Below are 14,489 nucleotides of genomic sequence, written 5' to 3'. Positions count from 1 at the left end.
AGGGGGATTCAGGAAATAGTGTTGTGTGCGGTAAGGTCATGTTTTTGTTGTTTGAGGGTTGATTGGTCTAGGTTTTGCGAGCATCATCGCAATTATTTACCTTCTCCCGTAACGCGATGGCTTCCAGCAAAACTCTCGAACAGGCAATTGCCGACATAACCATCTGGCGCAAAGGCGAACAGCGTGCGCCGCATAAGCCTTTATTGCTTTTGTACGTGCTGGCGAACTATCAGCAGGGGCATGCGCGACTGTTTGATTATGGAACCGAGGTCCATGAGCAGCTACTTAGCCTGTTAGAACGCTTTGGCCCACAGCGGAAGGCGCATTATCCAAATATGCCCTTCTGGCGGCTCAAAGGGGACGGTTTTTGGGATCTTCAGAACACTGAGTTTTGTTCGACCACTGGCAGTAAGCAACCTCCTGTTAAAGAACTTATAGAAAATAACGTTGCAGGCGGGTTTGATGAAGAACACTTTACGCTGCTGAGTAAGAACAAAAACCTGATCGGCTCGCTGGCACATCAGATCCTTGAAGCGCATTTTCCTGAAAGTATTCAGGAAGAGATCGCGGATGAGATGGGATTTAATATCCAGCAGATCCGTAAGGTTCGCGATCCACTGTTCCGCCAGCAGGTGCTGCGTGCTTATAACTATGAGTGCGCCATATGCGGGTTCAACATGCGGCACGATAACGCTTCAGTTGGACTTGAAGCTGCGCATATCAAGTGGAAGCAGTTTGGCGGGCCTTGTGAGATCCCGAACGGATTGGCGCTGTGCGCAATTCATCATAAGGCGTTTGATAAGGGATCGATTGGGCTGGATGAGAATATGCGGGTGCTGGTATCTGAGGCGGTGAATGGGGGCGGGATTGTTGGGCAACTGTTCTGGGATTTTGCCGGGAAACAGATTGCTTTGCCGATGGTAAAAGGGAATTATCCAGGGGAAGGGTTTGTGGAATGGCATAGGAGGGAGGTGTTTAAACTCAATTAAATCTTCTCTTTCAATCAAAATTTTATACTTAATAATTTACAACAATAAAAAACATTTATTTTCAATAAGTTACAACAAACCGATTATTGCTTGATTATTGATTTTAAAAGACCTTAGTGTACAATGCATAGGTTTATAATCTTTTTTGGACATATATGAAAGCATTAGATTTATTTGCAGGCGCAGGGGGATTTAGTTTAGCAGCCCATAGCATCAATTCTTTAAGTGTCGTTGCTGCCATAGAGTTCGACAGGGCTGCTGCACATACCTACGAAATGAATTTAATCAACCGTCTTAAACATCAAACAAAATTATTACAAGAAGATATACTTTTGGTTAACCCAAAAGAGCTTAGAGAACAATTAAATTTAAATAAAAAAGAACTAACTATCATTCTTGGCGGCCCACCTTGCCAGGGTTTTTCTAGCCACAGAATTAAAGATTCAGGGGTAAATGATCCTAGGAATAAATTACTACTTAGATATTTTGATTTTGTATGTGAATTTCTTCCTAAGGCATTTCTCGTCGAGAATGTTGCTGGTTTATTATGGGAGCGGCACAGTGATTATCTCAAAGAATTCAAAGAATTAACGTCAAAGAATGGTTATATTTTAGTTCATTGTGATATCGTAAACGCTAGGGATTACGGTGTTCCCCAAAATAGAAAGCGCGTATTTATTTTAGGGGTAAGGAATGATATTTATAATAAAGAAACTAATTTCTCTTTTCCGCCTCCGGCTACCCACTTTAATCCCAGTGCCAGCTCAGGCGAAGGAAAATCAATAAAAACATGGAGAACAGCTTCTTGTGTGTTTCCAAAAATTAGCAATGAAATTCTTGAAAGATATATTGAAGAATATTTTCTTCGTAAAACTAAAATATCCTCTGATGTCGCGAGAGTGCTTCTCAATAACTTAGAATACGAAAGCAAACCAATCCCTGAAGATGACCCTTGCAATATTCATATGATTCCTACACAAAGAATGGAGGAACGTTTTAAAGCAACTATTTTAAATGGTAGTAGAACAGATGCAGGAGAAGAATTTCAATTAAAATGTCATTCAAATGGTTATGAAGGACATAAAGATGTTTACGGGCGCATGATGATTCATCTTCCTTCTAATACAATTACAACTGGTTGCCATAATCCTTCTAAAGGTAGATTTGTCCATCCATGGGAAAATCACGGTATCACCTTAAGGCACGCCGCCAGGTTACAAACCTTTCCAGATGATTTTATTTTTACAGGCAATTCAACAGAACAAGCGAGACAAATTGGAAATGCGGTTCCTCCTGAGTTGGGTACTGCGCTCATAAAATATATATTACAAAACCTATGATGTAAAATATCATATTTAAGTTGCTTAAAGGGAATAGCAAAATATTATTTTATTAATTATATGAGGACGAAAATGGTTATATCAGCAACGTTTCAGACAAGAGCAAGGACGATTGATCACTTAGGTCGAGAACAAATTGCGGATTGCCCAACAGCCATATCAGAGCTTTGGAAAAATGCTTATGATGCCTATGCTAGAAATGTTTCACTTAACATTTTCGATGGCAATATCCCTGTAGCTACGTTAGTGGATGATGGGCACGGGATGTCGATCGATGATGTAGTAAACAAATGGTTGACAGTTGGGACCGAATCCAAAGCAACTAATAACGATGTCCCATTAGAGGACAAAAACGGAATACCTCAAGATAGGGTTAAACAAGGGCAAAAAGGTATTGGTCGTTTATCATGTGCAGCATTAGGATCGTTAATGCTGTTAGTTTCTAAAAAACTAAATAAACCATATGTAGCTTGTTTATTAGATTGGAGACTTTTTGAAAATCCTTATTTAATGTTGAATGATATAAATATACCAATAACTGAGTTCGATACAAAGGAAGAATTATCCCTTATTTTACCCAGCATGTTTGATGCTTTATTAAGCAATGTGTGGGGTTCTGGTAAAGATAGGCTACGAGATGAAAGAATCGAACAAGCTTGGAGATTATTTTCAGAACTGGAAGAGAGAGAAAAGAAAGAATCAACTAAAAACTCAATTGAGAAAACTGTCATCGATGCTTATTTTGATGAAAGACATTTTTTATCATGGCCAGTCTGGGGTAAAAATGAGGAACATGGAACAGCAATGTTCATTGCTGGTATCCATGATGACTTGATTGCCCAATTATCTAATGATTCAGGTTCCGAAGCTGAAGGTAGTGAAGTAAGAGCAAAAGAAAGATTTATTCAGACTCTTAACAGTTTTGTGAACCCTTTTAGAAGAGATAACGAAGAGAAAATCACAGATTTTCAAACTAGTGTAATTGCATGGAATGGTGATCTTCAACGTTTTATTATAGATGAAGTACGTAACTTTGACATATCAAATTTTGATCAATTAGAACATATTGTCGAAGGGGATATTGACGAAACTGGACTTTTTAAAGGGAGGGTTAAAGCTTTTGGGGATTGGTATGAAAATATTACAATCAAACCTAAAACTGCCTATAAGACTAGGGAAGGTGCGAACAAGTTCCTGATATGAGATCATCATATTCATCCGGAGCGCATCCCAGAGGGACATCATGAGCCATCAACTCACCTTCGCCGATAGTGAATTCAGCACTAAGCGCCGTCAGACCCGAAAAGAGATTTTCCTCTCCCGCATGGAGCAGATTCTGCCATGGCAAAACATGGTGGAAGTCATCGAGCCGTTTTATCCCAAGGCGGGCAATGGCCGACGGCCCTATCCGCTGGAGACCATGCTGCGTATTCACTGCATGCAGCATTGGTACAACCTGAGCGACGGTGCCATGGAAGATGCCCTGTACGAAATCGCCTCCATGCGCCTGTTTGCCCGATTATCCCTGGATAGCGCCCTGCCGGATCGCACCACCATCATGAATTTCCGCCACCTGCTCGAGCAGCATCAACTGGCCCGTCAATTGTTCAAGACCATCAATCGCTGGCTGGCCGAAGCAGGCGTCATGATGACCCAAGGCACTTTGGTGGATGCCACCATCATTGAGGCACCCAGCTCTACCAAGAACAAAGAGCAGCAACGCGATCCGGAGATGCATCAGACCAAGAAAGGCAATCAGTGGCACTTTGGCATGAAGGCCCACATTGGTGTCGATGCCAAGAGTGGCCTGACCCACAGCCTAGTCACCACCGCGGCCAACGAGCATGACCTCAATCAGCTGGGTAATCTGCTTCATGGAGAGGAGCAATTTGTCTCAGCCGATGCCGGCTACCAAGGAGCGCCACAGCGCGAGGAGCTGGCCGAGGTGGATGTGGACTGGCTGATCGCCGAGCGTCCCGGCAAGGTAAAAACCTTGAAGCAGCATCCGCGCAAGAACAAAACGGCCATCAACATCGAATACATGAAAGCCAGCATCCGTGCCAGGGTGGAGCACCCGTTTCGCATCATCAAGCGGCAGTTCGGCTTCGTGAAAGCCAGATACAAAGGGCTGCTGAAAAACGATAACCAACTGGCGATGTTATTCACCCTGGCCAACCTGTTTCGGGTGGACCAAATGATACGTCAGTGGGAGAGATCTCAGTAAAAACCGGAAATAACGCCAGAAATGGTGGAAAAAATAGCCTAAATAGGCTGATTCGATGTGTTTGCGGGAAAAAAATCGGCCCAGATCCGCGAAATTTTAATCAGCGAGTCAGCTTGGGAAGAAATGACCTGCTTATTCGCACCTTCCCTAGAAGAGACAGTCGATTTGGCCCGTTTTTCTTACGAATTGGCACATTTGAAATTTTAAAGAAAAATACCACGTTATCAGATGAACAGCATGCAACTTTTGAATCCACTCGGGATAAATTCGGTGGAGTTATGGTGTTTAGAGATCATCTCAGGGTGATGCCATACGGACGAGAAGACAATGATTTCTTTGAGATAGAAAAACGCCGTACTAAAAACGCGGGTATGTATATGTTTAGTAACAGAGCATGCTTCGGTGGCGTTTGTATAACTAAAAATGACAATCCCAATTTAAGAGATAAAGCAGGCCGAGAAGGAATTATTGATAATAAAGCCTCTAAACTTTTTAGAGAAGTAGTAGAAAACATTCTAATTGAAGTCGCAAAAAAATTCATTGGCCGTTCATCAGATATTCGTGAAGAAAAATTAGAAGAGATAAACACTAAATATAATGCACAAAAGGCCGATGATGATCGTAAAAAATTATTACGAAAAGAACAAAAACGAATTAAAAATGCTATTCAGAAAGATATAAATAATTTATTAAATCTACGAAATGAACTTTCAGGCATTATGGATCATTTAAGCAATAATGAAATTATTAAAGATCAAAATGATTTCTTGTCGCTTAGAGAAGAAGTAGATGGAATTGACTCAACTTTAAAAAGTTTGTCTCTCGGCACTGTTCCTAGAAGTTTAGGTAGTATTGAAAAGCAATATAGAGAATATAGAGATTTAGAATTAGAAGCAAAATCCTTCCTTAAGGTTATATATAATTCAATCAACAGTGCGCTCGAAAAACTAATAATAAAAAATGACGATGAAATAGCAGAAAAAGATTTCCGTAGTAAATCGGCAATTCTTCATGCAAAGATTAGAAAATTGTCCTTAAAGGGCAGAGAAGCTTTAAATGAAGAAAAGACAAAATTTGAAGATACTATTAGTCAAATTAACAAGGCATTTCACGAAAAAACAGCCTACATAATATCTGATCTTAAGAATAACAATATTTCTTTAAAAAAAGCTCTTGAATTGCTTGATGATGAGTATCAAATTCAAGATATTGAGGTCACACAAAAACTCAAGCCATACATTTCAGCTTTCGAAAGTTTAAGTGAGCAAATTGATCTGGAGGCTTTAGCTCTTGTATCTGTAAATGAGAATTCTCGCTAAAAAAAACAAGTTGAACAAGTAAATAGTCTAGCCCAACTAGGAATTACTGTAGAAATCATTGGCCATGAAGTTGAAGGTTTTGATATGACAATTGAGCGAGGTATAAAAAACCTACTCTTAACTGGACTAGATGATATTCAGCTTAAAGCATTAAAAGCCATTAAAAATGCTCACGAGTCGCTAAGTGATTCATGGCGTTTTTTGAGTCCATTGAAACTGTCAGGAGAGAAAATTCGCACTGATTTAACTGGTGAGGATATATATAATTATGTACACAAATTCTTCAGTAACAAACTAGAAAAAGATGATATAGCTTTTGATTGTACAGATGCATTTAAAAAAATATCCATTTATGAGCAACCATCTCGAATTTATCCTGTTTTTATTAATTTAGTAAATAACTCAAGATATTGGGTAAAGGAAAATAACTCTACTCCTAGGAAAATACTTCTTGATGTGAAAGATAAGTTTGTATATATCAGCGACAATGGCCCTGGAGTTGATATTGATGATGTTGTCGAATTATTCACGATATTCTTTTCAAAAAAACAAAGGGGCGGCCGTGGAGTGGGATTGTATCTTTGCAAACAAAATCTTGCCGCAAGTGGACACTCTATTTTTTATGAAACACGTGATACTAAAAAAATATTAAATGGCGCAAACTTTGTCATTCAGTTTAAAGGATTAAAAAATGCAAACTAATTCTAATTTCGATTACATCCCTCATTTAAAAAAGGCGTACATCGATCCTATTCGTACCGTTACTATAATTGATGATGAATATCCAACTATAGATGAACTTATATCACCCGAGAAGACTGAATTCGGATCTGATAATTTAGCCAGATTGCAAGAGATAATTAAAATAAGCAGAAGCGAGCAATATAATTGGTTGCTTGACGTATACAACGGCAAAGAACAAAAAATAAAAAAAGGCCTTGTAACGAATAGATTACACCATAGCGATCTTTTGATACTTGATTATCACCTTGATGGTGAGGATTCTGGATATTGTAGAAAATCAATTGAAATAATAAAAAGCTTATCTGTGAATCGTCATTTCAATATAGTAGCCGTGCATACAAAAGGTTATACTGGCGAGAAAGGCACAGTACAAGATGTATTAATAGATATTGTAGTCTCATTGCAGAAACGGCCAGACTTTCTTAACCTCAAAGAAAATGAAATTTCGACCATTAATGAGATGATGGATGAATGGCAAATTGAAGATGATAGCATCATAGACTCGCTTCGTGATTCAATATCAACATTAGATCTTTTATTTTTAATAAATAAATTCAATGGGCAATTAAATAACCCTCATTTTAAACACAAGTTTTTAGAGGAGTTTGATTCACTTTACCAAAACAAACCAGAAGACATTAATATACAAAAACACAAGTTATTTAAATGGCTTTCTTTAAAAAAATTACAAGTATATGAAGAGTGTTTTGCATCAGAAACATCCAGTTTCTTCGATTGGGGAGTTAAAGGTAATATTAATTGGATTAGAACAGAGGATTTGTTTTTAACGGTTTTAGGGAAAAAAGACACCCCTATTAGTGATATCCCTATGCAGCTATTACAAGCAATGTCTGACTCACGCCCTCATCCACATAAATTAATCTTATCGAAACTACGACATGAAATAGAAAGCAAAGGGAGCTTTGCTGCAAGCAATATATTAAATAAAAAATTCTTACAGGCTGCATGGCTAAAAGAGTTATTAAAAGAAAGTAATTCTACCACTGCGATCAAAACTTCAGCATGGCAAGCAGTTACAAAACTATGGGAGGAGTTAGCATATGAAATAAAAGAAGGTTTAGATGAATTTACAATTAATCTTGTAAATTCTTTAAAAACTATGGATACTCCCCTGGATTATTTCATTGAAAAAGAAACATTAAATAATGAAGCTAACCAAGCAATACATGCGAATTGCTTTAGCTGTTCTAAGAAAATAAGTACTCATCACTTAGTAACTGGCCACGTCCTCAGTTTCGAGAATAACTTCTGGTTATGTCTTACCCCTATGTGTGATTTAGTTCCGGGCCAAAAAGAGTCAAGTAATAAACTTATTTCAGTAACATTAGTGAAAATGTATGATGCAAAAGCTGCTTTAGCAAACTCTCGGGAAAATATGCGAAAAGCTTTAGAGCTTGAAGCAATACCCAAACTTTCTAAAGAAGAAGAGATCAAACATATACTTAAATATTCCACACAAAACAATCTTTTATTTATTCGCCCCGAAAATAAAAAAGATGAAGTAAAAATTTTAAGTTTCACTGTTGGTCTTGATGGGAAAGCCAATCCAAAAGCAATGGATTTTTATGTGGAAAACCAAGGTGTATTTGATGCAGAAACTAATAATATTACAATAAAATATGCAGAACCAGGTGATACAGAGAATAATATCATCATCAAAGAATTTAATGCTGAGGTCGTGGCTGAATTAAGATATGAATATGCATTAAATCTTTTAAGTAAATTAGGGGTATCAAAGTCTAGAGTTGGCTTAGATTTTATAAATTGACTAGTTAAGTCCGAGTGCTTAGCACTCGGACTATCTTCAAAGTATAACAGACACAAAAAAAGCCGCCCTTAAGCGACTTTGATTTGCATCTTTTGGTGCGAAGGCCGGACTCGAATTTCACACCTAATAGACTGATATCAATGTTGTTTAAAAGCAGTAATAAATGGTTATACCCGCACTTGTACCCACAAGTTAAAATCCGTACAAAAAATAGACATTACTAGTGGGTATAAAGCCATACCAGTAGAACACCGATATGGCTATCAAAGCAAGATTCAGGCAGGCAGGAAAGTTTTCTTCAGAGGCACCAAAAGTTTGGTCTCAATATCCACTTGCTCATAGTTCTCAATAAGCGCACGGACGAGATCATCAAGCGTCCAGAGCGTTAGTGGTATCGTCGAACGGTCGGCTTCATATCGAGCATCTTTTGTAAAACCACCGGTACTGACATAAAGCCCGCGATCGTCTTTATGGCGACCGCCGATAAAGCTGCGGATCTGTTGGCTTCCCATTTGCTCCCTGCGATGTTTTACCTCAACGATAATACGTGGATTTTCAAAACCGAATCCATCAGGTGAAGCAATGATATCTTTACCCCGATCGGCTCCCGCAGGTGACACCTGCGTTTTATAGCCCATACTGCGTAAAACTCCGGCAACCAGATTTTGCATCTCGTCCCAGTCAAGAGAGTTGATGCGATCTTTGATACCTTCAAACGCCAGCATTTCCATATCGCGGAGCGGATCAGAAACGACCTCATCTTCATCTATCACAATTGGATTCTGAGTAATTACATCTGCAGTGGGTTTCTTATCCTGCAAAAGCTCTTCTAGAGCATATTCTGGAAGCTGGAAAACCGTCAGCGTGGAGCCCAATGTGTTTTTGGTAGCAACAGACAATCGATCGCGATCGATTTCTTCAGTATTCCATTTAACCTGTCGAGCGATTCCCATCCCCTCTTCTACCCATTCAGGGTGGTACTGGAAATCAGATGTAACCTTACCTAGCAGATAAGTACGATTGGCTGGCGAATAGGTAATAACCCAATCACCCTTTTGGATCTCATTCACAAAACGCCAGACCTGCGATGCACCAGAACGGGCTGTTCCCAGCTTTGTTAAGGGATCTGCCTCCTGGTATAAGGCCAGTAACTGGGCTCGGGACAGGCCGGGTTTGACTAATGGAGCCAGCTGAGACCAACCGATGCCTACAATTTGCTTATCGCGAAAATCGTCATAGAGCTTGCCGCCATCGCCACGAATCATCCACATTCTGTTGCCCATACCAGTCCCTTCATGAGGAAAAGAAATTAAGCTGGATCATAAGCTTGTTCGTCGCATGCGTCAAAACCATCAACAACGACGGTCCAGCATTCCCGGATTGTACTTGCGATAATGTGCCCAGTAAAAATTACAGCTTCTATTTGCATGATATTTCGTCCATATAAGTAAAAGCACCAACCAGCATCGGCAGGTGCTTTTTGGAATGAGTAAATAAGTAAGGAAAGCTGCAGTGTGAATCAGGAAGGCTATTCCCAATGTTCACCGTGCCGCGCTAATACGATTTCTTTTCAATAAACCAGTTGCCTGTCGCGCCCGCAGAATATCGACTGCCCGCAGATATGGGGACTGTTCTTGCCAGCCGAATCCCCTGCGATCAATACGAACCAGCCCGTACTTTTCCACCAGAAAATTAACGGCATCGGCCAAAGATATACCGGCATCGATATGTTCCTGAATTACCGTTTCATCACTGAATGGCGTGTCGTTGAGTGTCAGGCCATAATGTTGTTCCAGCAGGCGTGCAAGCAGCATTTGCCAGACAGCCACGGGCGACAGACATAGCTTCGCCGCCTGCGGATTTGTTGCAGGTAGAGTTTTCATATTTGCTCTTGTGAAAGTAGTTAACGATGGGTGGAGTAAACGGCGATGTATACGTAGCCGCAACTGCCAAGGGTATCGGCTTCGCAGGTGAAACCATTGTGGTACAGGGTGACACAGTGGGCATGGCGAGGATTCATTTCACCAGTAGTCAGCATCGATTCCATCTGGCTGATAAAATGCGGGAATGCCACATCCAGCTTAAGACATTCTGCTTCGCTGAACTTACCGGTGATACTGACCCGGTCAGCCAGATAGTGCAGCCGGTTTCCCTCCTGTACCAGACGAGCGCCAAAGCAAGGTGTCACATTACGATTCAGACCCCACTTGAGAAATGAATCGTTCTCTGAATCAGTTGATTTCATTGAAGTACCCTCATATCCAGCCTCGCTCAGCAAACGACACAATGCCATCTGATCCAATAACCAGATGATCGAGCGTGTTCACATCAACCAGTGCCAGGGCTTCTTTAAGCCTACCGGTAATGTTGCGATCGCATTGGCTGGGCTCCGGATCACCGGATGGATGGTTATGCGCCAGCACAACAGCCGCAGCATTGAAGCGAAGCGCTGATTTCACTACCTCACGGGGATGGACCTGCACATGGTTAATCGAACCGGCAAATAGCGTTTCACTCTCCAGTAAACGGTGCTGGTTATCGAGATAGAGCACCATAAACACTTCCCGTTCTTGTCCTGCCAGATGTAACCGAAGCCAGTCACGGGCAGCAGTACTAGAGGTAAAGGATTTGCCGGGCTGACGCAGATATTTATCCAGCAGGTTGATGGCACGACGAATGGTGCGTTGGGCATAGGGGGTTAATCCGGAGGTCGCAGGGAGCAAATAACCATGCGGGGCCATAATCGCCAGTGGAAAGAGTTCAGGCTGCGTTGACGCCGGGGATAATGCAGTATTCATTTCAGGTATTCCTCAGTCGATTAGATGCATAATGGCGCTGCATTCTGGATGGATTAGCGCGTAGTCGCGTAAGAGATAATAGTGTTCAGTCATCGCGTCACACTCGGTGCGACAGGCGTGGTGGTTGTAAGCCATCAGACAGGCGACCATCCCTGCAGCTTCACTGGTAAGCTCTGCGCCATTGCCGTTCATGCTGTTGAACAATGTCCACTTCTCATCGTGATCTGACTCGGGAGCCATAAAAGCGCCGCCGTTGCTGAGTGTCGAAAAGCGCCAGATACCACCTTGGTAATCGGCACACAGCCGATCCATCCAGGCGAAAATGCGGGGTTCAAGGGTTATCCATTGTGGGATGGAGCCAAAGTGCTGCGGCCAGAAGCCGATGCGTAACTCGTCCGGAACCACTGAGGCAGTAATTGCGGTATGCTCCGCGAACTGATGATTTTGTGTATTCATTAAACTATCTCCTTATGCCGGAACGGTTGTTTAACGCCCGAAAAAATCGAGCATGTTTTCTGCCATAACCCACAGGGCGCGATTGAGCTTCACATCGCCATCAATACCTGTAACAGCACGGGTGCGGCTGCTTTTCCCCTGAGCGGTTCGCCCTGACAATCCACCTTTCATAAGGTTCTCCTGCACGCGCTGGTAGACAGTCCACAGGTCGTCGCTGTAGTCCTCCCGGCGACGCGGAGTCAGTAACTGCGATACCGTGACCGGCTGGTGGTCTTCACCAAAGCGATACTTCAGTGCAGCATTCGCCAGGGCGTTACGGGCTGGTTCTGGCAGTGCCAGTGACTGCATTGCATCGCGCTTCTCCTCTACCCGGTCAAACACCCCGAGCACTTCGTAAGCCCCCTCAATTACCTTCTCGACAACATTACCCTTATGCGGCACCCGCACTTCGCCTAATGACTGACCACAGACCAGACCATTAGTACAGACGCCGCGAAAGAGCCCCGGCAGCATCTGGTAGCTTGATGAACCGTCATGACTGTTGAGCAGGATGATTTCCGGTACCTGATGCCCGGTCAGTTGCCCGGCACGACGCAGGCGAAGCATGTGTTTGGTGTGCTCCCGCTTGCTCTGGTCCCGAACCTTTGTCTGGCAGGCAAAAAACGGCTCAAAGCCTTCACGCTTCAGGCTTTCGAGGATGGTGATGGTCGGGATGTAGGTGTAACGGTCTGAACGAGATTCATGCTTGTCACTCCCGAACACGCTGGGGACATGACTCATCAGCTCTTCGTTGGTCAAAGGCCGGTCACGGCGTATCTGATTTATACGGCCAAAGCGGCTGGCTAATCGCATGGCTAACTCCTTATCTGATAATGAAATAAAAACAAAAAAGACCATGTTCCCGAAGGAGCATGGCCTGTTGCTATCTGGTGTTGGTACGTAGCGGGCTGGAGAGGTCTAAAATGTGAAGGATTAATCGCTGTAATGGGTGGTTCTGCAGCCGCTGAGGTCAGACAATTCTTTCTGCGTATTCTTCAGCCCCGGACTGAAGGTGCCAACTTTGTTATTGTTGACGTAAACATCGAAATTAGACGACTGACCCAGCGCGTCAATAAATGACACCCAGGCATTGTCACCGTTTCGCCAGCCGAGGAATGACGGTAACGGATACTGACTGTTATCCATGACGACCGTTATTTCTGTCCCGTCGTCGTGAGAACTTACTGATGTTCCATCAGGCAGGGTGAGATCAACACCGTGTTGCAGAATATTCTGCGCATCCGGATTGCCAGTACAGTTCAGATTAAACACCACCTTCTCCGGGCTGGTAATGATATATTCGGTCACGCCCATCCCAAAACCACTCGTCCACATATTGGGAATAGCCTGTGCTGTTGATACAGAAGCCAGTATAGCTGCTGTAAATATTACGTAAGGCAATCGCATAATGTTGTCCTCAAATCATGTAATAAAGCTTTTGTTGTTCAAAACAATAAAGTAATGAATAAACAGCTGGGTTATTTTATTTGTTTGTAGCGAAACGCTTCTTTCCCGGCATAAATCCCGACGAGATCGTCATAACGAGGGTCCTTTTTATTCGTGCGGAACGTTACTTTCATATCCGGACTGCACATATCCTTCATGGTGAGATTGAATTCTTTACCTGGCGTAATCGTATAGCCTGTTGCTACACCGTCTTTACTGGGAGTGATCCACCCCCATATGCCACCCGGACAATCTCTGGAAGGTTTCGAGCGAACAACAATAAACCATCCCATTGAATCCACTTCCGTCGCTGTACACAGTTTTCTGACCTGTCGGTGGGCATCACACCAGAATATATTCCCACTCTTATTATTCACTGCCGCAGGCAGGAACCCGCTATAAGGACGTGCTGCGTGAGCATTACCTGCGATAAGTAAGGGGAACAACATGACTGGCAGTAAAGACAATAAGTTCAATTTTTTCATTGCATTAGCCTTACATTTAATTATGGAGACCATCTCTAATCAGTTTGTCCGGATTGCCCCCGACTTTCTGATGGAGAAAATGAATTCAGCGACTGTTGAATAAAACGGAAATGAGGTAAGGCTGAGATAAAATGTTTGTCCTCCGACAGCTGATGGAGAAGCTCACTGCGAATAAATGTTTCCCGGGATGGCCTTACCAGATGAATCTCATCCAGCCGGAAGACACGTAATTGCCTGTTATGTTCAGCGACCAGATACCAGTAGCCATCCAGAGCGATTAGCCGGTAAGGTGCAACGGCCTCATGACGCTCCCCTTCAGTCAGAATGGTGATGCGCTGACATCCCGAAATAGCTCTGACCAGCCTGTAGAAGCAGAGCTTTCCTGCCGGGGGATGAGACCTGTCCTGATGCCATACCAGACAGGGTCGATCATCACAGTCCAGCAGGCTGCTGACCAGTCGTCGGTCAAAGCCCGGGAAAACTCCGGCCAACCCCGTGCGGTGAGCAAAGGTCAGAATATCTATTTCCTGCCGAGTACTGTGAATATCCGAGCGCAGACTGCACTGCCCCTGGTAGTAATCCAGGTCGAGATACATCAGACGTTCCCGAAAGTCACGACGCAGCGTGCGCTCTGACACCCCGAATTCAGTTGCCAGTTTGCGAATAAACAGAGTTTCACCGGACACCAGGCGGCTGATAATCAACGACAACCTGACGGCAAGCCGGTCATGTCGCCGCTCCTGAAGCGTCATGAAAGATTTCTCCTGAGAAGTTAACTCTCTGAATTAATGATGATTACTTTAAAGGAAGGGGTGGACAGGGTATGGACAACATCGGAACTATTTTTTATGAGCAGCACG

16 protein-coding genes are annotated in these 14,489 nt (G+C 42.8%); 7 read left to right on the top strand and 9 right to left on the bottom strand.

Annotation, left to right across the window (positions count from 1 at the left end):
• Positions 1–116: 116 nt before the first annotated feature.
• The 7 genes from G0034_RS02665 (at position 117) to G0034_RS02640 (ending at position 8,405) form a co-directional block, all read left to right on the top strand.
• The gene (locus tag G0034_RS02665) at positions 117–989 is read left to right on the top strand and encodes a phosphorothioated DNA-binding restriction endonuclease (RefSeq protein WP_179120484.1); all 873 of its coding nucleotides are present in this window, start codon (positions 117–119) and stop codon (positions 987–989) included.
• A gap of 155 nt (positions 990–1,144) precedes the next feature.
• Complete coding sequence (locus tag G0034_RS02660; protein WP_179120483.1) at positions 1,145–2,329, top strand: DNA cytosine methyltransferase; 1,185 nt, start codon at positions 1,145–1,147, stop codon at positions 2,327–2,329.
• Positions 2,330–2,401: 72 nt separating this feature from the next.
• Positions 2,402–3,532: an ATP-binding protein gene (locus G0034_RS02655; RefSeq protein WP_179120482.1), complete on the top strand. Its 1,131-nt coding sequence runs from the start codon at positions 2,402–2,404 to the stop codon at positions 3,530–3,532.
• Between the two features lie 40 nt (positions 3,533–3,572).
• Positions 3,573–4,553: an IS5-like element ISKpn26 family transposase gene (locus G0034_RS02650; protein WP_000019473.1), complete on the top strand. Its 981-nt coding sequence runs from the start codon at positions 3,573–3,575 to the stop codon at positions 4,551–4,553.
• Entirely contained in the window at positions 4,535–5,872 is a 1,338-nt protein-coding gene (locus tag G0034_RS23245; RefSeq protein ID WP_286079231.1) for a hypothetical protein, read from the top strand. The genes G0034_RS02650 and G0034_RS23245 overlap by 19 nt, the downstream gene beginning before the upstream one ends.
• Positions 5,873–5,914: 42 nt before the next feature.
• Positions 5,915–6,574 carry an ATP-binding protein gene (locus tag G0034_RS23240; protein WP_286079247.1) on the top strand — a complete coding sequence of 220 codons (660 nt, stop codon included), beginning with the start codon at positions 5,915–5,917 and terminating at the stop codon, positions 6,572–6,574.
• Positions 6,564–8,405 (top strand): response regulator receiver domain, encoded by a 1,842-nt coding sequence (locus G0034_RS02640; protein WP_179120481.1) that lies wholly within the window; start codon positions 6,564–6,566, stop codon positions 8,403–8,405. Before G0034_RS23240 ends, G0034_RS02640 begins: the two co-directional genes overlap by 11 nt.
• Positions 8,406–8,680: 275 nt before the next feature.
• On the opposite strand, the gene G0034_RS02635 is transcribed toward G0034_RS02640, so the two are convergent.
• The 9 genes from G0034_RS02635 to G0034_RS02595 form a co-directional block, all read right to left on the bottom strand.
• Positions 8,681–9,670 (bottom strand): restriction endonuclease, encoded by a 990-nt coding sequence (locus G0034_RS02635; RefSeq protein ID WP_077905735.1) that lies wholly within the window; start codon positions 9,668–9,670, stop codon positions 8,681–8,683.
• 276 nt (positions 9,671–9,946) lie between these two features.
• The gene (locus G0034_RS02630; RefSeq protein ID WP_179120480.1) at positions 9,947–10,288 is read right to left on the bottom strand and encodes a TA system toxin CbtA family protein; all 342 of its coding nucleotides are present in this window, start codon (positions 10,286–10,288) and stop codon (positions 9,947–9,949) included.
• 20 nt (positions 10,289–10,308) lie between these two features.
• Positions 10,309–10,650: a type IV toxin-antitoxin system YeeU family antitoxin gene (locus G0034_RS02625; RefSeq protein ID WP_179120479.1), complete on the bottom strand. Its 342-nt coding sequence runs from the start codon at positions 10,648–10,650 to the stop codon at positions 10,309–10,311.
• 10 nt (positions 10,651–10,660) lie between these two features.
• Complete coding sequence (radC, locus tag G0034_RS02620) at positions 10,661–11,203, bottom strand: RadC family protein (protein WP_179120478.1); 543 nt, start codon at positions 11,201–11,203, stop codon at positions 10,661–10,663.
• A 12-nt stretch (positions 11,204–11,215) separates the two neighbouring features.
• Positions 11,216–11,659, bottom strand: coding sequence for an antirestriction protein (locus G0034_RS02615; protein WP_160862973.1), 444 nt, complete (start codon positions 11,657–11,659; stop codon positions 11,216–11,218).
• Between the two features lie 30 nt (positions 11,660–11,689).
• Positions 11,690–12,511, bottom strand: a complete 822-nt coding sequence (locus G0034_RS02610; protein ID WP_179120477.1) for a DUF932 domain-containing protein — start codon at positions 12,509–12,511, stop codon at positions 11,690–11,692.
• A gap of 120 nt (positions 12,512–12,631) precedes the next feature.
• Positions 12,632–13,105, bottom strand: coding sequence for a YfjT/YkfB family phage-associated protein (locus G0034_RS02605; RefSeq protein ID WP_031593204.1), 474 nt, complete (start codon positions 13,103–13,105; stop codon positions 12,632–12,634).
• 71 nt (positions 13,106–13,176) lie between these two features.
• Positions 13,177–13,629: a hypothetical protein gene (locus tag G0034_RS02600; RefSeq protein ID WP_031593203.1), complete on the bottom strand. Its 453-nt coding sequence runs from the start codon at positions 13,627–13,629 to the stop codon at positions 13,177–13,179.
• Between the two features lie 35 nt (positions 13,630–13,664).
• Positions 13,665–14,381: a helix-turn-helix transcriptional regulator gene (locus G0034_RS02595; RefSeq protein WP_160862976.1), complete on the bottom strand. Its 717-nt coding sequence runs from the start codon at positions 14,379–14,381 to the stop codon at positions 13,665–13,667.
• Positions 14,382–14,489: the final 108 nt, after the last annotated feature.

Source organism: Enterobacter sp. T2, assembly GCF_010692925.1.
GTDB classification, from domain to species: Bacteria; Pseudomonadota; Gammaproteobacteria; order Enterobacterales; family Enterobacteriaceae; genus Enterobacter; species Enterobacter kobei.
The sequence above is the reverse complement of the archived record's forward strand: the minus strand, read 5'-3'. Positions and strand labels throughout refer to the sequence as shown.